Raw genomic sequence first — 22,939 nt, forward strand, 5'->3', positions numbered from 1 at the left:
CGGCAAGAATCCGCGGATTCCATGTTCTTCACCCGGCCGTCCGATTCCTCGAACCGCGCCTCAGCACGAGATGGAACTCTACACACACCACGACCTCCACACAAAATCGGGGGCCGTGCACCGCGTGCACCGCCCCCGATCACCTTCCACCCGCATGATCACGGGGGTTCCGCAGCGTTCATCCGACGTTCACCCCACTCAGGCGTGCCGGCGCTCCGCCATGGCCTGCCTCACATTCGGCGGGCGGCCTCGGGACGGTCGGACGGATGAGGCTCGGTCACCGGCTCCTGGGCCTGCGGGTCGACCACCGGGGTCCCCGCCACGTCCGCCTCCCCCGTGACCGTGCCGTGCGCCATGGGCTCGTCGCCCGTGCCCGGGTGAGGCTGCAGCCAGAGGGTGCTCAGCGCCGGCACGTTCACCGTGAGGTGGGCCGGCTGCCCCTGCCACTCGCCCGGCTCGGCGACGGGGGACTCGATCTGGCCGGTCTGCTCGCGCCATCCGTCCCCGTGGAAGTCGGCGTCGTCGGTGTCCAGCACCACCGTCCACTCCCCCGCACTCGGCACGCCGACGCGCAGACCCTGGCGCGCGGAGCCGGAGAGGTTCGTGATGCACAGCAGGGGGGACGCCTCGGCCTGGCTCCCGCCGCCCGTAGGACGGCGCAGGAACACGAGGGTGTTCCCGTCCGCGTCCCCGCCGTCCACCCACGCGAACCCCTCGGGGCTGTGGTCCGCGGACCACAGCGCGGGCTTCACGCGGTAGAGCGCGTTGAGCTCGCGCACCGTGAGCTGCACCCCGCGGTGGGCCTCGTCCCAGGAGACGGGCCAGTCCAGCCCGTTCCCCTCGGACCACTCGGAGGGCTGGGCGAACTCCGCGCCCATGAAGACCAGCTGCTTGCCCGGGTGCGCCCACATGTACGCGAAGTACGCGCGCAGGGTGGCCAGCTGCTGGCGGCGGTCGCCGGGGACCTTCTGCAGGAGCGATCCCTTGCCGTGCACCACCTCGTCGTGGGACAGCGGCAGCACGTAGTTCTCGGAGTACGCGTAGACCATGGAGAACGTCCACTGGCCGTGGTGCCAGCGGCGGTTCACCGGGTCCTCGGAGAGGTACGCCAGGGTGTCGTGCATCCAGCCCATGTTCCACTTCTTGCCGAAGCCCAGGCCGCCCGCGCTCACGGGAGCGCTCACACCGCTGAACGCCGTGGACTCCTCCGCGATCATGTGCACCCCCGGGTGCAGCCGGTAGGCCGCGGAGTTCGCCTCCTGCAGGAAGCCGATCGCCTCGAGGTTGTGGTTGCCCCCGTGGATGTTGGGCTCCCACTCGCCGTCCTCGCGGGAGTAGTCCAGGTAGAGCATCGAGGCGACGGCGTCCACGCGCAGCCCGTCCACGTGGAACTCGCCCAGCCAGTAGAGGGCGTTGGCCACGAGGAAGTTGCGCACCTCCGTACGGCCGAAGTCGAACACGTACGTGCCCCAGTCCGGATGCTCGCCGCGGCGCGGGTCCGGGTGCTCATACAGGGGCGTGCCGTCGAACCGTGCCAGCGCCCACTCGTCCTTGGGGAAGTGGGCCGGCACCCAGTCCACGATCACGCCGATCCCGGCCTCGTGCAGGGCGTTCACCAGGTGCTTGAACTCGTCCGGGGTGCCGAAGCGCGACGTCGGCGCGTAGTAGCCGGTGACCTGGTAGCCCCACGAGCCGCCGAACGGGTGCTCGGCCACGGGCATGAGCTCCACGTGGGTGAAGCCCAGCCACTGCACGTACTCGACGAGCTGCTCGGCGAGCTGCCCGTAGTCCAGCCCGGGGCGCCACGAGCCGAGGTGCACCTCGTAGATGCTCAGCGGCTGCTCGTGCGGATCGGTCGCGCGGCGCCGCTCCATCCAGGCGTCGTCGGTGAACGTGTAGGTGGAGTCCAGCACCCGCGAGGCCGTGGCCGGCGGCACCTCGGTCCAGCGGGCCATGGGGTCCGCCTTCTGACGCCAGAGCCCGTCCGGGCCGAGGATCTCGAACTTGTAGCGCGCGCCGTGGCCCACGCCGGGGACGAGCAGCTCCCACACGCCTGAGGAGCCCAGGGAGCGCATCGCGTGGGTGCGCCCCTGCCAGCCGTTGTGCTCGCCCACCACGCGCACCGCCCGGGCGTTGGGCGCCCACACCGCGAACGCGGTGCCGATGGCCTCGCCCGCCGCGTCCCGGTGCACGCGGGCGCCGAGCACCTCCCACAGCCGCTCGTGCCGGCCCTCGCCGATCAGGTACAGGTCCAGATCGCCCAGCGTCGGCAGGTGCCGGTAGGGGTCGTCCCACGCCTCCACGGCGTCGGCCTCGCCCTCCGCGCCCGGATAGGCGACCTCGAGCCGGTACTCGCCCACGGCCCCGGGGCCTGCCGCGGTCAGGGGCCCGGCGCCGACGAACACCCCGTCGTGCTCGTGCTCCAGCTCGACGCGCGAGCCGTCGGCCGCGCGGACCGCCGTCACCGTCCGCGCGAAGGGGCGCAGCGCACGGTAGGTGACCCCGGCGCCGTCGGGGTGGAGGTGCACCCCGAGCACGCTGTGCGGGTCATGGTGGCGGCCCTCCGCGACGGCGGCCAGCACCTCCGGGTCGACGGGGAGGGGGACGACGGTGCGGGGGGCCATGGGATCTTCCTGTTCAGGGGTCACGGTCGGGGTCGGCGGGGGTGCGCCGGGAGGGCGGCTCAGCCGCGGCGGACGACGCGCAGCACGTGTGCCGGCGTCTCGGGGTCGAGGCGGACGTAGGGCTCGGCGCCCCAGTGCCAGCGCTGCCCGGTCAGCAGCTCTTCCACCTCGAAGCGGCCCTCCTCGTCCCGGTCCTCGGCCCGGACCTGCAGCGCGTCCAGGTCCAGGCGCAGCGTCGCCTCGGTGACCCCGTGGGGGTCCGTGGTGACGACCACGATCACGGTGTCCTCGGCGGGACCGGCGTCGGTCACCGCGGCGGCGTCGCGGTGCGCGCCCTCCGGGGCGGCCGAGCGCGTCTTGGAGAAGACCAGCAGGTCCTCGTGGGTGGAGCCGTGCAGCGTGAGGTTCTGCAGGTCCCGCAGGGACGGATGCGCGGCCCGGATCTCGTTGAGACGGGTCAGATAGGGCGCGAGCGAGGCGCCGGCGGCCTCCGCCCCCTGCCAGTCGCGCGGGCGGTACTCGTACTTCTCGTTGTCGATGTACTCCTCCGCGCCCGGGCGCGGCACGTGCTCGAAGAGCTCGAAGCCCGCGTAGACGCCCCAGAGCGGGTTGGACGTCGCGGCGATCGCGGCGCGGATGCGGAACGCCCCGGGGCCGCCCGTCTGGAGGTACTCCGTGAGGATGTCCGGGGTGTTCACGAAGAAGTTCGGGCGATAGAAGCCGGCGGTCTCATGGCTGATCTCCTCGAGGTACTCGGCGAGCTCCTCGCGGGTGTTCCGCCACGTGAAGTAGCCGTAGGACTGCTGGAAGCCGACCTGGCCGAGCCCGTGCATCATGGCGGGGCGCGTGAACGCCTCGGCGAGGAACACCGCGCGCGGCTCCACCTCGCGCACCTCGCGGATGAGCCACTCCCAGAACCACAGGGGCTTGGTGTGCGGGTTGTCCACGCGGAAGATGTGCACGCCGCGCCCCACCCAGCCGAGGACGACGTCGAGCACCGCGGCGGAGAGGCCGTCCGGGTCGTTGTCGAAGTTCAGCGGGTAGATGTCCTGGTACTTCTTCGGCGGGTTCTCCGCGTAGGCGATGGTGCCGTCCACGCGGGTGGTGAACCACTCGGGGTGGGTGGCCACCCACGGGTGGTCCGGGGCGCACTGCAGGGCGAGGTCCAGGGCCACCTCGAGGTCCAGCTCCGCGGCCGCGGCCACGAACGCCTCGAAGTCCTCGAGCGTGCCCAGGTCCGGGTGGACGGCGTCGTGCCCGCCCTCGGCCGCGCCGATCGCCCACGGCGAGCCCGGATCCTGCGGGCCGGCGGTGAGGGTGTTGTTCGGGCCCTTGCGGTGCGCGCGGCCGATCGGGTGGATCGGCGGCAGGTAGACCACCTGGAAGCCCATCGCGGCGACCCCGGGGAGGCGGCGGGCCGCCGTCGCGAAGGTGCCCGAGCGCCACGTGCCCGTGGACTCGTCGAACCGTGCCCCCTCGGAGCGCGGGAAGAACTCGTACCACGCGCCGCGGCCGGCGAGCTCGCGCTGCACGTCCAGCGGGTAGAGCTCGGAGCTGGTGACGTGCTCACGGATCGGACGGGCGTCCAGGGCCGCGGCGACGTCGGCGGACTCGGCGGCGGCGAGGCGCTGCGCGGGCGTGAGGGCGGCGTCGGACAGCCCGCGGACGGCGGCCTCGAAGGCGGCGCGGTCCTCGGCGGGGCGCTCGGCATCCTGCGCCGCGCGGCCGAACAGGGCGGCGCCCTCCGCCAGCATGAGCTCCACGTCCACGTCCGCGGCGATCTTCACCGTGGCGGCGTGACGCCATGTGCCCACGGGATCGTGCCAGCCCTCGACGACGAAGTGGTGCAGGCCCGTCTCGGCGGGACGCAGGGTGCCGAGCACCTCGTCCAGGCCCGGGCGACCGGGGCGCATCGGCACCCGCTGCACCTCGGCTCCGTCCGGATCGAGGAGACGGACGGTGGCGCGGACGGCGTCGTGGCCCTCCCGGAACACCGTCGCGCGGACGGGGACGTCCTCCCCCACCACGGCCTTGGCCGGGAAGCGGCCGTCCAGCACCACCGGCTGGACGGCGGTCACCGGGATGCGGCCCGTGACGGTGGAGAGGCGGACGTCGCTGACGGGGGCGCTCTTCGAGGTGCTCACGCGCCCGACGCTACCGCGACCGGGCCCCCGAATGAATGCCTGGCCGGTCCCGGGCGGGTCCGACCCGCCCGGGACCGGGGCATCAGGAGAGCATCGTCTTGTCATCCACCACGGCGCCCTTGATCTTGCCGAACTCCGCGAGGAGGTCGGCGGGGGTCATGCGAGCCTTCTGGGCCGCATCCAGCTCGAGGATCACCTGACCGTCGTGCATCATGATCAGCCGGTCGCCCACCTCGAGCGCCTGCGACATGTTGTGCGTGACCATGAGCGTGGTGAGCGAGCGCTCCGCAACCACCTGCCGGGTCAGGCGGGTGACAAGCTCGGCACGGGACGGATCCAGCGCGGCCGTGTGCTCGTCCAGCAGCAGGATCTTCGGCCCGGAGAACGTGGCCATGAGCAGGCTGAGCGCCTGGCGCTGGCCGCCCGAGAGCAGGCCCACCTTCGAGGTGAGGCGGTCCTCGAGACCGAGCTCGAGCTTGGTGAGCTCCGCCCGGAACACCGCACGGCGGGACGCGGTCACGCCACGGGAGAGGCCGCGGGTGTGGCCGCGGCGCCACGCGAGCGCCATGTTCTCCTCGATGCTCAGCGAGGGCGCGGTGCCGGCCGTCGGGTCCTGGAACACGCGGCCGATCCAGGAGGCGCGTCGATGGTCGGGCATCCGGGTGACGTCCCGGCCGCCCACGCTCACGGTGCCGGAGTCCGGCGTCAGCTTGCCCGCGATGGTGTTGAGGATGGTCGACTTGCCGGCGCCGTTGGAGCCGATGACCGTGACGAAGTCGCCCTCCGCCAGACGCAGGTCGATGCCCCGCAGGGCACGGCGCTCGTTGACGGTGCCCGGGAAGAAGGTCTTCGAGACGTCGTGGATCTCAAGCACGGGGTGCCTCCTTCGGGGCGGATGCGTACGCGGCGGCGCCCTCGGCCACCGCGTCGTCGGCCGGCGTCGGGGCGCCGGTCCGCTGCGAGACGGGCTCGGCCGTGGTGTGCCGCGAGCGCAGGCTCAGCCGCTTCGCGAACCCGAACCGCGGCAGGAGGAGCGCAAGGACCACGAGCAGGGCGGAGATGAGCTTCATGTCATTGGGGTTCAGGCCCGCGTTGAGCGCGAGCTGGATGATGATGCGGTAGAGCACGGCGCCCACGATCACGGCGAGCGTGGCCATGAAGACCGTGCGCTGGCCGAAGATCGCCTGGCCCACGATCACGGACGCGAGGCCCACGAGGATCAGGCCGATGCCCATGCTGATGTCCGCGAAGCCCTGGTACATGGCCAGCAGCGCGCCGCACAGGCCCACGAGGCCGTTGGAGAGCATGAGGCCGAGGATCTTCATCCGGTCCGTGGAGACGCCGTAGGAGCGGATCATCTCCTCGTTGTCGCCCGTGGCCTGCAACGCGAGGCCCAGGTCCGTGTGCAGGAACCAGTCGATGACCAGCTTGAGCACGAACACGCCGAGGAACAGGACCACGATGGAGCCGATGCTCCGCGCCAGGCCCATGTCCGCGAGCCAGGTGAACAGCGTGTCCTGGCCGAGCAGCGGGATGTTGGCCTTGCCCATGATCCGGAGGTTGATCGAGTACAGCGCGATCATGGTGAGGATGCCGGCGAGGAGGCCGTCGATCCGGCCCTTCGTGTGCAGCAGGCCCGTCACGAGGCCCGCGAGGCAGCCGACGACGAATGCGGCGAGCAGGGCGAGGGCGACGGGCACGTCGTTCGTGATCAGGACGGCCGCCGTGGCGGCGCCCGTGGTGAACGAGCCGTCCACCGTGAGGTCGGGGAAGTCGAGGATGCGGAAGGTCAGGTACACGCCGAGTGCCATGACGGCGTAGATCAGACCGAGCTCCACTGCGGTGATCATGGGGGGCCTTTCGGAGGCGGGGCCGGGAGGGGAAGAGACGCGGGATCCGCGCATCGGCCCCGGACACGGGCGCGTCCGGGGCCGACCGGGATCACCGGAGGGGGGCGGTCAGCCGCCGATCACCTCGTCGGCCCTGCCGAGCAGCTCCTGGGGGAGCTCGACGCCGAAGGACGTCGCGGCCTCCTTGTTCAGGACCAGCTCGAGGGAGGCGGGGTCGGCGAAGCCGACCGGGGTGGACTCCGGCTTGGCGCCGTCCCGGAGGATCTTCACCGCCATCTCGCCGGCCTGCTTGCCGTGCTCCTTGTAGTCGATGCCGAAGGTGCCCAGGGCGCCCTTCTCCACCGAGTCGGTGTCCGCGGAGATCACGGGCGCCTTCTTGTCCTTGCCGTAGGACAGGACGGTCTCGAGCGCGGAGACCACGGCGTTGTCCGTGGGGACGTAGATGCCGTCCACGTCGCCGAGCGCCTGGACGCCCTGCTGGACCTCGGACGAGTTGGTGATCGTGGCCTCCTTCACCTCGAGGCCCAGCTCCTTGCCGGCAGCCTTGGCCTGGTCCACCTGGACCTTGGAGTTGACCTCGCCCGAGTTGTAGACGATGCCCACGGTCTTGGCATCCGGCTTGACGTCCTTGAGCAGCTGCAGCTGCTCCTTCACCGGGTTGCGGTCGGAGACGCCGGTGACGTTGCCGCCCGGGGCGTCGTCCGCCTTCACGAGCTCGGCGGCCTTCGGGTCCGTGACGGCCATGAACACGACCGGCTTGTCCTTCACGGCGGAGGCGGTGCCCTGGGCAGCCGGGGTGGCGATCGCGGCCACGAGGTCGACGTCCGACGCGGACGCGAAGGTGGAGGCGATGGAGGTGACGGTCGCCTGGTCGCCCTGGGCGTTCTGCTCATCGAACTCCACCTTCAGGCCGGCGTCGGCGAAGGCCTCCTTGAAGCCCTCACGCGTGGCGTCGAGGGCCGGGTGGGTGGTCAGCTGGTTGATGCCCACGGTGTACTCCTCGACCGCAGCGGAGGAGCCCCCGGCGGAGCCCGCCGCCGAGGACGAGGCGGAGTCGGCCGAGCCGGACCCGCCGCACGCGGTGAGCCCGAGGGCGACGGCGGCGAGGGCGGCGGTGATGCGAAGGGAGCGGTGGTTCATGGGACGAGGACCTCGTTCTGCAGGCAGGGTGCGTCAGGGGGGCTGCGCCCGCGGGGATGGCCGCGTGGTCACAGTGACCATCACTGTGCAGTGTGAACTGCATCACGCGCAATATGACCCATGAAAATGTGGACATTGTGACGTCGACCACGCGCCGCGGGGAACGGATGTCCTCGGCACAGAGGCGTCCGGCCCAGACGACATCAGCCCTGACGCAGACGGCCCCCGCGCATCCTCGGGAGGGGATCCGCGGGGGCCGACGGCCGGACAGGCACCGCTGGGGGTTCAGCGCGCGCCGGCGCGGCGCGTCGAGATCTCGTAGAGGGAGATGCCCACGGCCATCGAGGCGTTGAGGGACTCCATGGTCGAGTCGATCGGGATCGAGACGATCTGCTGGCAGTGCTCGCGCACGAGGCGGGACAGGCCCTTGCCCTCGGCGCCCACCACGAGCACGAGGGGCTCGGTGGCGAGCTCGAGGCCGGGCAGGGAGACGTCGCCGTCGCCGTCGAGGCCGAGCACGAAGTAGCCCATGCGGTGCAGCTCCGCGAGGGTGTTGTTGAGGTTGCCCGCCTGGGCCACGGGCACGCGGGCCGCCGCGCCCGCGGAGGTGCGCCACGCCGTCGCCGTGACACCCACGGAGCGGCGCTCCGGGACGATCACGCCGTCCGCGCCGAACGCGGAGCCGGCACGGATGATGGCGCCCAGGTTGCGGGGGTCGGTGATGCCGTCGAGGGCGATCAGCAGCGGCGCGGTGCGCAGGTGCCCCTTCTCGCCCTTCTCGAGGGTCTCTCGGGCCAGGTCGAGCGCGTCCGCGTACTCGTACGGCGGGATCTGCAGGACGAGGCCCTGGTGGATCGCGTCGGCGGAGAGGCGGTCCAGCTCGGGCTTGGTGTTCTCCATGACCGGCACGCCCTGCTCGGCGCACAGGCGCAGGGCCTCGCGGACGCGGTCGTCCACCTCGATCCGCACCGCCACGTGCAGCGCCTTGGCGGGGATGCCGGCGCGCAGGGCCTCGACCACGGGGTTGCGCCCGGAGACCGTCTCGTCGGAGAGCTTGGGGCGGGCGGCGCGCTGCGGGCCGGCGCCGGGGCGCTTCGCGGCGGAGCGCTCGGCCAGCTGCTTCGAGCGGTGCGCCTTGTGGTACGTGCGGTCCTCGGCCTTGGGCGTGGGGCCGCGGCCCTCGAGGGCCTTGCGGCCGTGGCCGCCGGTGCCCTTCAGCGGGCCCTTCTTGCCCTGGGGCTTGCGGGATCCGCCGGAGCGGGGTGCGGTGGACATGAGGGGACTCCTGCTGTGGGTGGGGCTGGGGTCGACGCCGCCTGCTCGGCGCGCCGGATCGGCCTCCAGTCTAGGTGTCAGCCCTCCAGGCGCCACGTGGCGCCCTCGGCGCCGTCCTCCACCACGACGCCGGCCGCGGCCAGCGCGTCCCGGATGCGGTCCGCGGCGGCCCAGTCCGTGGCCGCGCGGGCCTCGGCGCGGGCCGCGATCTGCGAGCGCACGAGGGAGTCGAGCGCGGCCGCCTCGGGACCGGCGCCGCCCGCGCCCGCCTCCGGGACGTCGTCCAGGCCGAGCACGGCCGTCATCGCGCTGACCTCCGCGAGGCGCGCCGCGGTGGCGGCGGCGTCGCCCGCGGCGAGCGCCGTGTTGCCCGCGCGGACGGCCTCGTGCACGGCCGCGAGCGCCTGCGGCACGTTGAGATCGTCCTCCATCGCGGCGCGGAAGGCCGCGGGCACGCGCTCGGCGAGCGGCGCGCCGGAGGTGCCGGCGGCGTCGTCGGGGGCCTGCGCACGGGCGCGGTCCATGAAGTTCTCGATGCGCTCCACCGCGGCGGCGGCCTCCTGGAGGGCGCCGGGACGGTAGTCCAGCTGGGAGCGGTAGTGGGCCTGGCCGAGGAAGTAGCGGACGGCCTTCGGGCGGGCCATGCCGAGCATCTCCTCCGGGGAGATGGTGTTGCCCACGGACTTGGACATCTTCTCGCCCTCGTACGTGACGAGGCCGTTGTGCAGCCAGAAGCGGGCGAACCCGTCGCCGGCCGCGGCCGACTGGGCGAGCTCGTTCTCGTGGTGCGGGAAGCGCAGGTCCAGGCCGCCGCCGTGGATGTCGAACTCGGCGCCCAGGTACTTGGTGGACATGGCGGAGCACTCCAGGTGCCAGCCGGGGCGGCCCGCACGCCACGGGGACTCCCACACCGCGGTGGCGGGCTCGCCCTCCTTCGCGCCCTTCCACAGGGCGAAGTCGCGCGGGTCGCGCTTGCCGCGCGGGTCCGCGTCGGGGGCGTCCTGCATGTCCTCGACGCGCTGGCGGGTCAGCTCGCCGTAGCGCTCCCACGAGCGCACGTCGAAGTACACGTCCCCGGAGCCGTCGGCCGCGGCGTACGCGTGACCGCCGTCCAGGAGCCGCCGGATGAGCGCGAACATCTCCGGGACGTGGCCCGTCGCGCGCGGCTCATAGGTGGGCCGGCGCACGCCGAGCGCGAGGTAGGCGGCGTCGAAGGCGTTCTCGAAGCGGTAGGCCAGCGCCCACCACGGCTCCTGCGCCGGGTAGAGATCCGAGGCCTCGAAGCCGGGGGCGTGGGAGGCGGCGGAGCGATCGAGGATCTTGTCGTCGATGTCCGTCACGTTGCGGACGGAGGTGACCCGCAGCCCCGTGGCCTCGAGCCAGCGGATGAGCACGTCGAACACGATCGCGCTGCGCACGTGCCCCACGTGCGGCATCCCCTGCACCGTGGCCCCGCAGTAGTAGACCGAGGCCTGGCCGGGCACGAGGGGCTCGAAGTCCCTGATCTGCGCGGTGCGGGTGTCATAGAAGCGCTGGGCCATGGGGCGGCGTCCTTGTCTTGTGTCAGAGAGTCGTGGGTCAGCGAGCCTGAGCAGGGCGGTCGGGGACGGGTTCAGCCTAGTGGGCGGGCACCACGAGCGCCGTGGCCAGCCCGACGAGCCCCTCGCCCGCTCCGATGAACCCCAGCCCGTCCGTCGTCGCGGCGCTGACGGACACGGGGGCGCCGTCGAGCGCGGCCGAGAGCGCGGCCTCCATCTCGGCCCGGCGCGTGCCCACCTTGGGACGCGGGGCGATGACCTGCACGGCCACGTTGCCCACACGGAAGCCGGCCTCCGCCAGCAGGCGCAGCACCTCGCGCAGCATGTCCTCGCCCGTCGCGTCCTTCATCTCCCAGCGATCCGTGCCGAAGACGGCGCCGAGGTCGCCGAGGCCCGCCGCGGAGAGCAGCGCGTTGCACATGGCGTGGGCCGCGACGTCGCCGTTGGACGTGGCGGCGACGCCGCGCTCGCCGGGCCAGTGGATCCCGCCGAGCCACAGCGGGCGCGGGGCGTCCTCGGGTGCCCACTGGTGGATGTCCGTGCCGATGCCGGTGCGGGGCAGCACGGGGAGGGCGGGGGTCTGGGTGGCGGTGGCGTCGGCCATGGCGGTCCTCTCGTCGGGCGTGCGGTCGGCGGGGCGGCGCGCGAGGAGCGCGGCCGCCAGGTCCAGGTCCAGCGGGGTGGTCACCTTGAACGCCTCGGCGTGGCCGGGCACCACCGCGACGGCATGGCCCGCGGCCTCCATCACCATGGCGTCGTCCGTGAGGGCGGCGGCGTCCCGGGCGGGATCGGCGCGGACGGCCTCGTGGGCGGCGAGCAGCGCGTCCAGGTCGAAGCCCTGCGGGGTCTGGACGGCGCGCAGTCCGCCGCGGGGCGGGGTGCCGCGCACCGTGAGGCGCAGGGTCCGCCCGCCCGGCGCCGCTCCTGCGTCCGCCAGCACGACCTCCTTCACCGTGTCCGTCAGCGGGACTCCGGGGATCGCGGCGACGGCGCCGGCGTCCAGCGCCTCCTGCACCGCGGCGAACACGGCCGGCGGCGTGAGCGCGCGGGCGGCGTCGTGCACGAGGACGTGGCGCGGACCGGGCACCCCGCGCCCCAGGGCGTGGTCGGCGGCGGCGAGCCCGGAGCGCACGGAGTCCGCCCGTTCGGCGCCGCCGGGCACGCAGGCCACGGGCACCCCGAGCCGGGCCCGCCCCTCGGCGACGACCGCGCGGACCCGCGCACCGCCGTCGGGGTCCGCGGGGACCAGCACGACGACGGCGTCCAGCGACGTTCCGGCGTCCCAGGCCGCGGCGACGGCGTCCAGGCAGTGGGCGAGGAGGGCACGCCCGTCCGCGAGCGGGGCGAGGGCCTTGGGCATCCCCGCGCCGAGGCGGGTGCCGGAGCCGGCGGCGGCGATCACGAGCGCGGTGGGCATGGCCCCCATCCTAGGGACGGCCCGCACTGCAGGACCTGCAGACATGGGCAGGATCTGCGTCTCCGACGCAGATCCTGCCCATGTCTTCCGATCCGTCCGCGACGGCGGAGGGTCAGCCCTCGAGCACCTTGTCCAGCATGCCCTCGGCCTCCTCCTCGGAGGTCTTCTTGGCGAGCGCGAGCTCGGACACCAGCACCTGGCGCGCCTTGGAGAGCATGCGCTTCTCCCCGGCCGACAGCCCGCGGTCCTGGTCGCGGCGCCACAGGTCGCGGACGACCTCGGCGACCTTGTTGACGTCACCGCTGGCGAGCTTCTCCAGGTTCGCCTTGTACCGGCGGGACCAGTTGGTGGGCTCCTCGACGTGCTCGGCCTGCAGCACCTCGATCACGTGGTCCAGACCCTCGGAGTCCACGACGTCACGCACTCCCACGAGGTCCACGTTCTCCGCCGGGACCTCGATGGTCAGGTCACCCTGCGCCACCTTGAGCTTGAGATACATCTTCTCTTCACCCCTGATGGTGCGCATCTTGATCTCCTCGATCCGCGCAGCACCGTGGTGGGGGTAGACGACGGTCTCTCCGACCTCAAAAACCATGTGATGTGCCCCTTTCCAGACGGCTCATTCTATCACGGATAAGCCATTTCCCCGCGCGCGTCCCCCCTCTCCAGGCCGCTCCCTGTGGTAGTGGGGCCGCCGGAGCGATCAGGGGGCGGCATCCGGCCATGCGGTACCCTGACGGGTGAGGCCCCGACCGGGCCCCTCCGCCCTCGCACCTGTAGGAGAACCCCGTGAAGTTCGCCGCCACCCGGCCCGCCCGGCGCCGCCTCGCCGCGGGCGCCGTCGCCGCCGCCGCCCTCCTGGGCGTCACCGGCTGCTCCGCCGTGAGCCCCGTCGCCACCGGCATCCAGTACTCCGCCTCCGACGGCGTCAACGGCAGTTCGGAGGGGTTCATCCGCTACTCCAACCTCCTCCTCGTGGGCGCAGGGGACTCGGGTCCGGCGCGCCTGATCGGCTCCCTGGAGAACCCCTCGGACCAGGACATGGCGTACACCTTCACCACGCCGACGGGCGGCTCCGCCACCGTCGACGTGCCCGCCGGTGAGACGGTCGTCCTCGAAGACCAGGACATCGCCCTGGAGCGCAAGGACGCCTGGGTCGGCGAGCTGCTCCCCGTGGTCATCAAGGGCCAGGGCTTCGAGACCGAGGCCCGGGTGCCGCTGATGTCCGCCACGCAGGAGCAGTACCGCGACCTGCTGCCCGAGGGCGTCAGCCCCTCGGACGAGGAGCTCGAGGGCCACCTCCACGAGGAGAGCCTGCACTACGGCGAGGGCCACTGAGCCCAGCACCGCCACGTCGGCCCCGCATCCTCCTCGCCGGAGGTGCGGGGCCGACGTCGTCCCGCGCGGAGGCCGGCCGGTTCAGGCCTCGAACTTGTACCCCAGGCCGCGGACGGTCACCAGATGCCGCGGGCTCGAGGGGTCCGGCTCGATCTTGGAGCGCAGGCGCTTGACGTGGACGTCGAGGGTCTTGGTGTCCCCCACGTAGTCCGAGCCCCACACGCGGTCGATGAGCTGGCCGCGGGTGAGGACGCGGCCGGCGTTGCGCAGCAGCATCTCGAGCAGCTCGAACTCCTTGAGCGGCAGGGAGACCTGCTGGCCGTCCACCGCCACCACGTGCCGCTCGATGTCCATGCGCACCGGGCCGGCGGCCACGGCGGAGGCCACGAGCTCCTCGGGCTCCCCCTGGCGGCGCATGACCGCGCGCACGCGGGCCACGAGCTCACGGGAGGAGTAGGGCTTGGTGACGTAGTCGTCCGCCCCGATCTCCAGGCCCACGACCTTGTCGATCTCCGAGTCCTTGGCGGTCAGCATGATGACCGGGACGTTGGAGCGCTGGCGCACCTGGCGGCAGACCTCCGTCCCGGACATCCCCGGGAGCATGAGGTCGAGCAGGATGAGGTCCGCACCGGAGCGCTCGAACTCCGCGAGCGCCTCGTTGCCGTCCGCGGCCACCGTGACCTCGAAGCCCTCCTTGCTGAGGAGGTAGGACAGCGGGTCGCTGAACGACTCCTCGTCCTCCACGATCAAGATGCGGCTCATGCGCTGATCTCCTTCCGGGGTGCGGCCGATGCGGTCACTCGATGACCACGGCGTTGCGTGACATGGGTGCCGGCCTGCCCGCCGACGACGGGGCTGCCGTCGTCCTCCCACTCGGGCAGCCGGATGGTGAAGGTGGAGCCGCGTCCCGGCTGGGACCACAGCGTGACCTCGCCGCCGTGGTTGATCACCACGTGCTTGACGATGCTCAGGCCCAGGCCCGTGCCGCCGGTCTGGCGGGAGCGGGCCGCGTCCACGCGGTAGAAGCGCTCGAACACGCGCTCCTGGTCCTCCGGGCTGATGCCCATGCCCTGGTCCGTGACGGTCACCTGGGCCAGCCCGTCGTGCGCGCTCAGCCCGATGCCCACGGTGGTGCCGTCCGGGGAGTAGCGCACCGCGTTGTCGATGAGGTTGCGCACCGCCGTCATCAGCTGGTCCGGGTCCCCGTGGACCATGGCGTCCATGCGGCCGCCGACCTTCAGGGTGATGCCGCGGGCCTCCGCCGTGAGGCGCAGGCGGTCCACGGCCTCGAGGACCACGGTCCGCAGGTCGACGGCGCGGCCCTCCTGGACCACGTCCTTGGCCTGGAGCCGGGAGAACTCGATGATGTCCTGCACGAGGGCGGTGAGCCGCTTCGACTCGATGCCCAGGCGCATCGCGAAGCGGCGCACGGCCTCCTCGTCCTCCGCCGCGTCCCCGATGGCCTCCGAGAGCAGGGAGATGGCACCCACGGGCGTCTTCAGCTCGTGGGACACGTTGACCACGAAGTCGTGGCGCATGGCCTCCGTGCGGGTCAGGTCCGTGCGATCGTCGGCGAGGATGAGGATGTACTCCTCGTCCAGCGGGGCCACCCGCAGCTCCACCACGAGGCTCGAGGGGGCCAGCGGGCCGCGCGAGAGCTCGATCCGCCGCTCGAGGATCACGCCGTCCGAGCGGACGGCGCCCGTGAACTCGCGCAGCTGCTCGTGGACGAGGGAGTGGCCCCGCACGAGGCCGAAGGCGTAGGCGGACGGATTGGCGCGCACCACGCCGTCGACGGCGTCCACCACCACGTAGGCACGGCCGATGACGGAGAGAACCTCCGCGGTGCCGGGAGCGAGAGTGGGCTCCTCGACGGCCAGGTCCACCGTGCGCGAGCGCTCGGATGCCCGGAAGGCCAGCATGGAGGCCACTCCGATGAGCAGTCCGACCAGTCCGCAGAGGAGGCCGATGATGACGGGATCCACGCGCCCAGCCTAGCCTGCGGCACGGGGCGACCGGGCGGCCAGGAGAGCGTCGATCCGCCGCCGGGCGCCGTTCATGCCGTGTTCACCTCCACCTGACATGGTGAATGCTTCATTGAAGGGGCGCAGCACGGCAGGAAGCACGGCAGACGGTGCGCCCGCACGCGGAGAGGACGTCATGAGGGAGCTGTACCGCGCCAACCTCGACCGGTTGGGACGCGACCTCGTGGAGATCGCCCGCCTCGTCCACCGCGCCGCCCTCGACGGGCGCACGGCGCTCGAGACCGCGGACGTGCACGGAGCGGAGCGGGTCATCTCCGAGGACGCCCGCATCGACATGCTCCAGGAGTCCCTCGACGATCAGGCCGTCCGTCTCCTGTCCCTCCAGGCCCCGGTGGCCACGGACCTGCGCACCGTCGTCGCCTCGCTGCGGATGAGCTCCTCGCTGGAGCGCATGGGCGACCTCGCCCGGCACATCGCCCAGCTCACCCGGCTGCGGTACCCGGAGCACGTGATCCCGGAGGCCGTGCGCCCCGTCTTCACGCAGCTGGCGGACGCCGCCGTCGAGGTGGCCGAGGAGGCCGTCCTCCTGCTCGAGACCCTGGACCTGGCCCACGCGGACCGCATCCACGCCCTGAACGTGGACGTGAACGCCCTGCACCTGTCCGTGTTCCGTGCCATCGCGTCACCCGACTGGACAGCCTCGCCCTCCACGACCACCGACGTCACCCTGGCCTCGCGGTACTTCGAGCGGTTCACCGACCACGGTCTCGCCGTCGCGCTGAAGGTCCGCTACCTGGTGACGGGCGAATGCCACCACCACCGCGGCGCGGACGCCAACGGCGCCTGACTCCTCCTGCACCACGCGCCGGGCCCCCTCCTCGCAGGAGGGGGCCCGGCCCGTCGTCGCGCGTGGGGACGTCAGTGCTTCTGACCCTGCGCGGCCACGGCGGCGGCACCGGCGGCGGCGGCCTCCGGGTCCAGGTAGCGGCCGTGCGGGGTGACGGGCTTGAGGTCCTCGTCCAGCTCGTACACGAGCGGGATGCCGGTGGGGATGTTCAGGCCGGCGATGTCCTCGTCGGAGATCCCGTCCAGGTGCTTCACGAGCGCGCGCAGCGAGTTGCCGTGGGCGGCCACGAGCACCGTCTTCCCAGCCTTGAGGTCCGGCACGATCTCGGCCTCCCAGTAGGGCAGGAGGCGGTCGATGACGTTCTTCAGGGCCTCGGTGCGCGGGGCGTCGTCGCCCAGCTCGGCGTAGCGCTCCTCCCCGGCCTGAGAGAACTCGGACGAGTCGTCGAGTGCGGGCGGCGGGGTGTCGAACGAGCGGCGCCACACCATGAACTGCTCCTCGCCGAACTCCTCCTTCACCTGGGCCTTGTCCTTGCCCTGGAGGGCGCCGTAGTGGCGCTCGTTCAGGCGCCAGTCGCGCTTGACCGGGATCCACTGGCGGTCCGCGGCCTCGAGCGCGAGGTTGGCGGTGGTGATGGCGCGCTTCAGCAGGGAGGTGTGCAGCACGTCCGGGGCGATGCCCTCGGCCGCCATGAGCTCACCGCCGCGCGTCGCCTCGGCCCGGCCCTTCTCGGTGAGCGGCACGTCCACCCAGCCGGTGAAGAGGTTCTTCTCGTTCCAGTCGCTTTGGCCGTGCCGCAGCAGGACCAGCGTGTAAGTGGTGTTCGCCATGGCCCCATGATAGGCGGGGCCCCCTCACGCCGGGCCAGGGACGGCCCCGCTGCGGCCCGCCTCCGACGTCCGCCGGCGGCCGGAGCGCTCGCCTAGGCTGGCGGTCATGGTGGAGAAGGCCCGGCGGCTGCGCGCGCCCGTGACGGCGGCCCGCGGCGTGGCGCGCGGGCCCCAGGGGCACGTCACGCGGGGCACGACCTTCGCCCAGCGCATGCGCCGGGTCGACCGCTGGCTCGCCGACGTCCATGGCCCCCTGCTGCGCCGCACCCCGAGGCCCCTCGTGGTGGACCTCGGCTTCGGCGCCGAGCCCGTGACCGCCGTCGAGATGTTCCACCGCCTGCGCGCCGTGAACCCGGAGCTCGAGCTGACGGGCCTGGAGATCGACCCGGCACGCGTGGCCCGTGCCCGTGAGCGCGCAGCCGGCGTCCCCGGGTTGACATGGGAGGTGGGCGGCTTCGAACTGGCGGTCCCCCGCGCGCCGACGGTGGTGCGGGCCTTCAACGTGCTGCGCCAGTACCGCGAGGAGGACGTGCCCGACGTGTGGGCCATGATGCGGTCCCGCCTCGCCGAGGGCGGCGTGCTCGTGGAGGGCACGTGCTCCGAGGACGGGCGGCGGGCGGCGTGGGTGGACCTGCGCCCGGAGGGGCCTCACTCGCTCACGGTGGCGATGCGCTTCGGCGCCTTCGCCCGGCCCAGCGACGTCGCCGAGCGCCTCCCCAAGGCCCTCATCCACCGACACGTGCCCGGCGAGCCCGTGCACCGGTTCCTCGCCGCCGCCGACGCGGCGTGGGAGCGCTTCGCCCCGCTCGCGCCCTACGGGCCGAGGCAGCGCTGGATCGCGACGGCGGACGCTCTGCGGACCGAGGGGTGGCCGGTGCTGGGGCGCGCGCACCAGTGGCGGCGCGGGGAGCTGAGCGTGCGCTGGGACGCGGTGGCGCCGTCGGCGTGATGCGGGCGGGAGCGGCGCGGAGCCGCAGCCCTCAGCGGCCGAGCAGGCGGAGCGTTCAGCGGCTGTAGAGGCGCAGCTCTCCGCGCGGACCGGCGAGGTAGACGGCGGCCACGCAGACCGCAGCGATGCTGAACATGCCGAGGCCGGCGCCCATGAGCAGGCCCATCGCGCCCACCGCGAGCGCGATGCCGGTGAGCAGCAGCCAGAAGCTGCGGTCCCGCTGGCCGGCACGCAGGAATTCGGCGGGGCCGCGGCGGAGCACGTCCGCGAACGCCCAGATCTCGACGCCCACGGCCACGAGCGCCATCGCCTGGAACAGCCAGTGCTCGAACGTGAGGGCGAAGACCATGGGAGCGCTCATGCCCGCCAGTCTAGAGGCAGGGGGGCGCCGGGCGGCGTCGTCCACAGGGTGCCTCGGCGTCCACCCCTCCGTCTAGGCTCGGGGGGTGAGCACCTCGCCCGAGCACCCCGGAGCAGCGCATCCCGGCCTGTTCGTCGCCCTCGAAGGCACGGACGGCTCCGGGAAGTCGACGCAGGCGCGCGCCCTCGCTGAGGCCCTGCGCGCGGCCGGACGGGACGTGCTGCTCACCCGCGAGCCCGGCGGATCGGACCTGGGCGAGCTCCTCCGGGCGCTCATCCTGGATCCGGCGCACGCCCCCGTGGATCCGCGCACGGAGGCCCTGCTCTTCGCGGCGGCCCGCTCCGCCCACGTGGAGCGCACGCTGCGCCCCGCTCTCGCGGCCGGGCGCGTCGTGATCACGGACCGGTACGTGGACTCCTCGATCGCCTATCAGGGGGCCGTGCGCGGCCTGGGCGCGCCGCGGATCGCCGAGCTGAACGCGTGGGCCACGGACGGGCTCGTCCCGGACCTCACCGTGCTGCTGGACGCGGAACCGGAGACGGCCGCCGGTCGCCGCACCGGGCGCGAGCGCGCCGGGGGCGGTGCCCCGGACCGGATGGAGCAGGAGACGGCCTCGGCCCACGGCACCCTGCGCGCCGCGTTCCTGGCCCGCGCCCACCAGGAGCCCGCGCGCTACCTCGTGCTGGACGCGGCGCGCCCGCCGGAGGAGCTGACCCGCCGCATCGTGGAGCGCGTCCTGACGGCGGCGGCCCGATGATCGGGGAGACGGCGCCGGAGACCGCCGGCGTGTTCGCCGACCTCGCGGGCCAGGACGCGGTCGTGGCCCAGCTGCGGCGCGCCGCGGCCGAGGAGCGCCCCACGCATGCGTGGCTCTTCACCGGCCCTCCCGGCTCCGGGCGCTCGACGGCGGCGCGCGCCTTCGCCGCCGCCCTGCAGTGCGAGTCCCCCGATCCCCTGCAGCGCGGCTGCGGGCGGTGCCACGCGTGCCGCACCGCCCTGGCGGGGACGCATCCGGACGTCACCGTGCTGGCCACGGAGGGCGTGAGCTACCGGATCGAGGACGTGCGCGCCCTCGTGGAGACCGGCCAGTCCACCCCCGCCACGGGCCGGTGGCGGATCTTCCTCATGGAGGACGCGGACCGCATGACCGAGCGGGCCACCAACGTGCTGCTCAAGGCCATCGAGGAGCCCCCGGAGCGGACCGTCTGGATGCTCTGCTCGCCCTCCCCGGCGGACGTGCTGCCCACCATCCGCTCCCGCTGCCGGCTCGTGACCCTGCGGATCCCGGCCGTCGAGGACGTGGCCGCGCTGCTGCACCGCCGGGACGGGCTGGACACGGACACCGCGCTCCTCACCGCCCGGATCTCGCAGTCCCACGTGGGCATGGCCCGGCGCCTGGCCCGGGACCCCGAGGCGCTGCGCCGCCGGGAGGCCGTCCTCTCCCTGCCCCTGCGGGCCACCGCGGTCTCCGATGCGATGGCGACGGCGGCCGAGCTGGCCGAGGTCTCCCGCGCCGAGGCGGAGTCCTCCTCGGCCGCGCGGGACGCGGAGGAGCTGGCCGGGCTGCGCCGCGCGCTCGGCATCGAGGGCTCGGAGGCCGTGCCGCCCAAGCTGCGCCATCACGTCAAGCGCCTCGAGGAGGAGCAGGCCCGGCGCCGCAAGCGCTCCGTGCGGGACGCGCTGGACCGGGCGATGATCGACGTGATCGGCCTCTTCCGGGACGTGCTGCGCGTGCAGCTGGGCGCGGAGGGCGAGCTGATCAACGAGCACCGCCGCGCGGAGATCGAGGCGTACGCACGCGGGGCCGCGGGCTCCTCGGCGGACGTGGTGGCCCGGATCGACGCCGTGGCCCAGGCCCGGACCCGGCTCGCCGGCAACGTGCCGGAGCAGCTGGCCCTGGAGGCCATGATGCTCGCGCTCCTGCCGCGCCGGGCCCGTTCCGGCGCTCGCGGCTGAGTCAGCCGCGGACCTCGACGAGCCCGGGGACCTGGCCGAGCGAGTCGACCACGTGGTCGGCGCCGGCCTCCCACAGCTGCCCGGCGTCGCCCTCCCCCGAGCGCACGCCCACCACCAGCCCCGCGCCCGCGCGGCGCCCCGCCAGGATGTCGGCGGCCGTGTCCCCCACCGTGAGCACGCTGCGCACGTCCTCGTGGTCGAGGGCGAGCAGGGCCGTGAGCGTCATGTCCGGGTAGGGCACGCCGCGGCCCGCGTCGTCGGGAGAGAGGCTGAGGTCCGCGAGGCCCATCCAGCCCAGGGACTCGAGGATCATGTTCTGCGTGTGGCGGGCGTATCCGGTGCACAGGCACAGGTCCAGGCCGAGCTCCCTCAGGCGCGTGAGCGCCTCCTCCGCCCCCGGCACGGCCCGCACGCCGTGCTCGGCGAGCAGCCGGTCGAAGGCGGTCTCGAATGAGCGGGTGGCGGCCAGCGCGGCCGCGCGCTCGGGGAACACCTCTCGGAACACCGCGCTGCGGGAGGTGCCCCGCTGCTGCTCGAAGGTGCGGACCGCCCGATCGTGCTCGGGCGTCCCAGGCGTCACGCCGTGTGCCGCGAGGGCCTCGGAGAACGCGGTGTCTTGCAGCCCTCCCTCCACGATCGAGGTCCCGGACATGTCCACCACGGCCAGGCGCAGCGGGACGTCCGAGGGGCGCGGAGACCGGGCGGGGACGGCGGACGGCTCGGCGGACCCCCCGCCCACGGCCCGGGGAACGGTGTAGCCTGGGCCGAGACGGACGGGGGCGGCGGGGTGCAGGCGCATGGGACGGCTCCAAGGGTGGGATCGGCTGGACCCCAGCCCATCCCGGCCAGCTGACGGGCGCATGGCGGCCGGGTGAACGCCGCCGGAGGATCCGGTCACGATCGCATATCAGGTGCCGGTGGAATCGGCGCTCCGAACCGGGTAGAATGGACTGCCGTGGCCGTTGCCGGTCACGTGCCTCCTTAGCTCAGCTGGCCAGAGCAGCTCCCTCGTAAAGAGCAGGTCGCCGGTTCGAATCCGGCAGGGGGCTCCCACGGACCCCGTCACCTCCTCGAGGCGGCGGGGTCCTTCCCGTTCCGGGACCGGCGCGGGCGTGCGCCCGGGCGGATCACCCCCGGGACGCCAGCTCCTCCGCGCGTGCCACGTGCCCGAGCGTCCGCTCCGCGTGGCGGCTCACGGCGTCCGCCGTCCCCTGGCCCAGCCGGAACATCGCGGCGGCCTGGGCCGTGGCGGCGAGCTCGTGGGAGGCCCGGGAGAGCTCCCGGTGCACCTCGGACACCGCGGTGGGGATGTGCTCGCCGTCGCCGGGGTGGGTCTCCTGCAGTCGCACGCACAGCGCCCGCACGGCGGGGACGCGGTCCGCGAGCACGTTGCCGGCGTGGACGACGCCGTTGTGCTCCTCCGGCGTGAGCGCGCTGGGGCTGCGCGCGTCCTGGACCACCTGCCAGTAGCGGTCCATCGCGCGCACGAAGCGGTCGTGGCTGCGTCGCCACAGGCCGGTGCCCAGCTCCCGGTCGTCGCTGCGCCCCTGCCGGAAGCGGGCGAAGGGCCCCCTCACGCGCGGGCCTCCGCGGCGCCGTCGCCGGGCTCGCCAGGCGCATGATCCGCGTCGGCGGGGTCCGTCACGAGCAGGACCTTGCCCGCACGCGCGGCGTGGTCGAACCACTCCTGCGCGGCGGCCGCCTCGGCCAACGGGAAGCGCGCCGCCACGGACAGGTCGATCCGCCCCGCGGCCACGAGCGGGGACACGGCCCTCTCCGTCCCCGCCACGATCCGCGCCTTCTCCACCACCGGCCGCGAGCGCAGCGTGGCGCCCGTGAGCCACCCGCGCTTGGCCACGAGCCGCATGAGGTTGAACCCCTCGGCCTTGACCCCGCCCTGCGCGGCGATCACGACGATCCGGCCCTCCTCCGCCAGGCACCGCACGTTCGCGTCCAGGTAGGGCCCGCCGACGACGTCGAGGATCACGTCCGCCCCGCGCCCGCCCGTGCGCTCGAGCACCCACTCCGCGAACGCGCCCGGCTCGGCGGCCCGGTGGTCGAAGACGTCCTCGGCCCCGAGCGCGCGGACGCGCTCGCACTTCTGCGGCCCGCCCGCCGTGGAGAGGACGCGCCCGCCGATCGCCGCGAGGTATTGGACGGCGAACGAGCCGATCCCGCCGGAGCCCCCGTGCACGAGCACGACGTCGCCCGCGCGCACGCCGCCTCGCTCGGACATCGTGGACCACACCGTGCACGCCACCTCCGGAAGGGCGGCCGCGTCCACCAGGTCCACCCCGTCCGGCACCGCCATGAGCTGGCCCGCGGGGACGGCCACGTACTCCGCGTACCCGCCGGCGGCGAGCAGCGCGCACACCTCGTCGCCCACGGCGAACCGGCCCTCCCCCGGCAGCCCGGCCGCCGGGCCGACCTCCACGACGGTGCCCGACACCTCGAGGCCGGGGATCTCCGAGGCGCCCGACGGCGGCGGATACACCCCGGCGCGCTGCATCAGGTCCGCCCGGTTCAGCCCCGCGGCGGCCACGCGGACGAGCACCTCCCCCGGCCCGACGCCGGGGCGCGCCTCGCGCGCGGCCCGGATCCCGGCGTCGCCCTCCCCGCCCGTGTACCGCACCGCGAGCATCTCCCCGTGCCCGGCCTCTGCACTCGTCCCGTGCTCGTCCATGA

At 73.6% G+C, this 22,939-nt stretch carries 21 protein-coding genes and 1 tRNA gene; 6 read left to right on the plus strand and 16 right to left on the minus strand.

Annotated features, from left to right (window positions below):
- Positions 1-230: 230 nt before the first annotated feature.
- From glgB to AB0302_RS04290, 9 genes are all read right to left on the minus strand, one after another.
- Positions 231-2,624, minus strand: a complete 2,394-nt coding sequence (gene glgB, locus AB0302_RS04250) for a 1,4-alpha-glucan branching protein GlgB (RefSeq protein WP_366370616.1) — start codon at positions 2,622-2,624, stop codon at positions 231-233.
- Between the two features lie 59 nt (positions 2,625-2,683).
- The gene (locus tag AB0302_RS04255) at positions 2,684-4,768 is read right to left on the minus strand and encodes a maltotransferase domain-containing protein (RefSeq protein WP_366370617.1); all 2,085 of its coding nucleotides are present in this window, start codon (positions 4,766-4,768) and stop codon (positions 2,684-2,686) included.
- Positions 4,769-4,850: 82 nt separating this feature from the next.
- On the minus strand, positions 4,851-5,642 hold the full coding sequence (locus AB0302_RS04260) for an ABC transporter ATP-binding protein (protein WP_366370618.1): 792 nt from the start codon (positions 5,640-5,642) through the stop codon (positions 4,851-4,853).
- Positions 5,635-6,618, minus strand: coding sequence for an ABC transporter permease (locus tag AB0302_RS04265; RefSeq protein ID WP_298713493.1), 984 nt, complete (start codon positions 6,616-6,618; stop codon positions 5,635-5,637). Before AB0302_RS04265 ends, AB0302_RS04260 begins: the two co-directional genes overlap by 8 nt.
- Positions 6,619-6,726: 108 nt before the next feature.
- Entirely contained in the window at positions 6,727-7,758 is a 1,032-nt protein-coding gene (locus AB0302_RS04270; RefSeq protein ID WP_298713496.1) for an ABC transporter substrate-binding protein, read from the minus strand.
- 285 nt (positions 7,759-8,043) lie between these two features.
- Positions 8,044-9,033 carry a 23S rRNA (guanosine(2251)-2'-O)-methyltransferase RlmB gene (rlmB, locus tag AB0302_RS04275; protein ID WP_298713499.1) on the minus strand — a complete coding sequence of 330 codons (990 nt, stop codon included), beginning with the start codon at positions 9,031-9,033 and terminating at the stop codon, positions 8,044-8,046.
- 77 nt (positions 9,034-9,110) lie between these two features.
- Complete coding sequence (cysS, locus tag AB0302_RS04280) at positions 9,111-10,574, minus strand: cysteine--tRNA ligase (protein WP_366370619.1); 1,464 nt, start codon at positions 10,572-10,574, stop codon at positions 9,111-9,113.
- 76 nt (positions 10,575-10,650) lie between these two features.
- Complete coding sequence (ispF, locus tag AB0302_RS04285) at positions 10,651-11,988, minus strand: 2-C-methyl-D-erythritol 2,4-cyclodiphosphate synthase (protein ID WP_366370620.1); 1,338 nt, start codon at positions 11,986-11,988, stop codon at positions 10,651-10,653.
- A 112-nt stretch (positions 11,989-12,100) separates the two neighbouring features.
- The gene (locus AB0302_RS04290) at positions 12,101-12,583 is read right to left on the minus strand and encodes a CarD family transcriptional regulator (protein ID WP_248118377.1); all 483 of its coding nucleotides are present in this window, start codon (positions 12,581-12,583) and stop codon (positions 12,101-12,103) included.
- 194 nt (positions 12,584-12,777) lie between these two features.
- On the opposite strand from AB0302_RS04290, the gene AB0302_RS04295 reads away from it, so the two are divergent.
- Positions 12,778-13,326 (plus strand): hypothetical protein, encoded by a 549-nt coding sequence (locus AB0302_RS04295; protein ID WP_248118375.1) that lies wholly within the window; start codon positions 12,778-12,780, stop codon positions 13,324-13,326.
- An 81-nt stretch (positions 13,327-13,407) separates the two neighbouring features.
- Here the strand turns inward: AB0302_RS04295 and AB0302_RS04300 are convergent, their stop codons facing one another.
- Both AB0302_RS04300 and AB0302_RS04305 read right to left on the minus strand, forming a co-directional pair.
- Positions 13,408-14,088: a response regulator transcription factor gene (locus AB0302_RS04300; protein ID WP_366370621.1), complete on the minus strand. Its 681-nt coding sequence runs from the start codon at positions 14,086-14,088 to the stop codon at positions 13,408-13,410.
- Complete coding sequence (locus AB0302_RS04305; protein ID WP_248118371.1) at positions 14,085-15,311, minus strand: ATP-binding protein; 1,227 nt, start codon at positions 15,309-15,311, stop codon at positions 14,085-14,087. Before AB0302_RS04305 ends, AB0302_RS04300 begins: the two co-directional genes overlap by 4 nt.
- 175 nt (positions 15,312-15,486) lie before the next feature.
- Between AB0302_RS04305 and phoU the strand changes: the two genes are divergently transcribed.
- On the plus strand, positions 15,487-16,158 hold the full coding sequence (gene phoU / locus AB0302_RS04310) for a phosphate signaling complex protein PhoU (protein ID WP_248118369.1): 672 nt from the start codon (positions 15,487-15,489) through the stop codon (positions 16,156-16,158).
- 71 nt (positions 16,159-16,229) lie between these two features.
- On the opposite strand, the gene AB0302_RS04315 is transcribed toward phoU, so the two are convergent.
- Positions 16,230-16,988 (minus strand): phosphoglyceromutase, encoded by a 759-nt coding sequence (locus tag AB0302_RS04315; RefSeq protein ID WP_298713517.1) that lies wholly within the window; start codon positions 16,986-16,988, stop codon positions 16,230-16,232.
- Positions 16,989-17,094: 106 nt separating this feature from the next.
- On the opposite strand from AB0302_RS04315, the gene AB0302_RS04320 reads away from it, so the two are divergent.
- Positions 17,095-17,937 carry a class I SAM-dependent methyltransferase gene (locus tag AB0302_RS04320; RefSeq protein WP_248118365.1) on the plus strand — a complete coding sequence of 281 codons (843 nt, stop codon included), beginning with the start codon at positions 17,095-17,097 and terminating at the stop codon, positions 17,935-17,937.
- A 55-nt stretch (positions 17,938-17,992) separates the two neighbouring features.
- On the opposite strand, the gene AB0302_RS04325 is transcribed toward AB0302_RS04320, so the two are convergent.
- Positions 17,993-18,298, minus strand: coding sequence for a DUF2516 family protein (locus AB0302_RS04325; protein WP_248118363.1), 306 nt, complete (start codon positions 18,296-18,298; stop codon positions 17,993-17,995).
- Between the two features lie 85 nt (positions 18,299-18,383).
- Between AB0302_RS04325 and tmk the strand changes: the two genes are divergently transcribed.
- Together tmk and AB0302_RS04335 are read left to right on the plus strand one after the other, a co-directional pair.
- On the plus strand, positions 18,384-19,055 hold the full coding sequence (gene tmk, locus AB0302_RS04330; RefSeq protein ID WP_248118362.1) for a dTMP kinase: 672 nt from the start codon (positions 18,384-18,386) through the stop codon (positions 19,053-19,055).
- A complete protein-coding gene (locus tag AB0302_RS04335; RefSeq protein WP_248118360.1) occupies positions 19,052-20,254 on the plus strand; it encodes a DNA polymerase III subunit delta' in 1,203 nt (400 codons plus the stop codon). The genes tmk and AB0302_RS04335 overlap by 4 nt, the downstream gene beginning before the upstream one ends.
- A gap of 1 nt (position 20,255) precedes the next feature.
- Here the strand turns inward: AB0302_RS04335 and AB0302_RS04340 are convergent, their stop codons facing one another.
- Positions 20,256-21,053 carry an HAD family hydrolase gene (locus AB0302_RS04340; RefSeq protein ID WP_366370622.1) on the minus strand — a complete coding sequence of 266 codons (798 nt, stop codon included), beginning with the start codon at positions 21,051-21,053 and terminating at the stop codon, positions 20,256-20,258.
- A 176-nt stretch (positions 21,054-21,229) separates the two neighbouring features.
- Between AB0302_RS04340 and AB0302_RS04345 the strand changes: the two genes are divergently transcribed.
- Positions 21,230-21,303, plus strand: a tRNA-Thr gene (locus AB0302_RS04345).
- A gap of 78 nt (positions 21,304-21,381) precedes the next feature.
- On the opposite strand, the gene AB0302_RS04350 is transcribed toward AB0302_RS04345, so the two are convergent.
- Entirely contained in the window at positions 21,382-21,831 is a 450-nt protein-coding gene (locus AB0302_RS04350; protein WP_298713529.1) for a hypothetical protein, read from the minus strand.
- Complete coding sequence (locus AB0302_RS04355) at positions 21,828-22,937, minus strand: NAD(P)H-quinone oxidoreductase (RefSeq protein ID WP_366370623.1); 1,110 nt, start codon at positions 22,935-22,937, stop codon at positions 21,828-21,830. Before AB0302_RS04355 ends, AB0302_RS04350 begins: the two co-directional genes overlap by 4 nt.
- Positions 22,938-22,939 lie beyond the last annotated feature (2 nt).

It is taken from the genome of Micrococcus sp. NPDC078436, from assembly GCF_040702705.1.
GTDB lineage: Bacteria > Actinomycetota > Actinomycetes > Actinomycetales > Micrococcaceae > Micrococcus.

Coding starts and splice junctions, on each gene's coding strand:
- glgB (WP_366370616.1), bottom strand. CDS start 2,624: ATGGCCCCCCGCACCGTCGTCCCCCTCCCCGTCGACCCGGAGGTGCTG.
- AB0302_RS04265 (WP_298713493.1), bottom strand. CDS start 6,618: ATGATCACCGCAGTGGAGCTCGGTCTGATCTACGCCGTCATGGCACTC.
- AB0302_RS04270 (WP_298713496.1), bottom strand. CDS start 7,758: ATGAACCACCGCTCCCTTCGCATCACCGCCGCCCTCGCCGCCGTCGCC.
- rlmB (WP_298713499.1), bottom strand. CDS start 9,033: ATGTCCACCGCACCCCGCTCCGGCGGATCCCGCAAGCCCCAGGGCAAG.
- cysS (WP_366370619.1), bottom strand. CDS start 10,574: ATGGCCCAGCGCTTCTATGACACCCGCACCGCGCAGATCAGGGACTTC.
- ispF (WP_366370620.1), bottom strand. CDS start 11,988: ATGCCCACCGCGCTCGTGATCGCCGCCGCCGGCTCCGGCACCCGCCTC.
- AB0302_RS04290 (WP_248118377.1), bottom strand. CDS start 12,583: ATGGTTTTTGAGGTCGGAGAGACCGTCGTCTACCCCCACCACGGTGCT.
- AB0302_RS04300 (WP_366370621.1), bottom strand. CDS start 14,088: ATGAGCCGCATCTTGATCGTGGAGGACGAGGAGTCGTTCAGCGACCCG.
- phoU (WP_248118369.1), top strand. CDS start 15,487: ATGAGGGAGCTGTACCGCGCCAACCTCGACCGGTTGGGACGCGACCTC.
- AB0302_RS04315 (WP_298713517.1), bottom strand. CDS start 16,988: ATGGCGAACACCACTTACACGCTGGTCCTGCTGCGGCACGGCCAAAGC.
- AB0302_RS04320 (WP_248118365.1), top strand. CDS start 17,095: ATGGTGGAGAAGGCCCGGCGGCTGCGCGCGCCCGTGACGGCGGCCCGC.
- AB0302_RS04325 (WP_248118363.1), bottom strand. CDS start 18,298: ATGAGCGCTCCCATGGTCTTCGCCCTCACGTTCGAGCACTGGCTGTTC.
- AB0302_RS04335 (WP_248118360.1), top strand. CDS start 19,052: ATGATCGGGGAGACGGCGCCGGAGACCGCCGGCGTGTTCGCCGACCTC.
- AB0302_RS04340 (WP_366370622.1), bottom strand. CDS start 21,053: ATGCGCCTGCACCCCGCCGCCCCCGTCCGTCTCGGCCCAGGCTACACC.
- AB0302_RS04355 (WP_366370623.1), bottom strand. CDS start 22,937: ATGGACGAGCACGGGACGAGTGCAGAGGCCGGGCACGGGGAGATGCTC.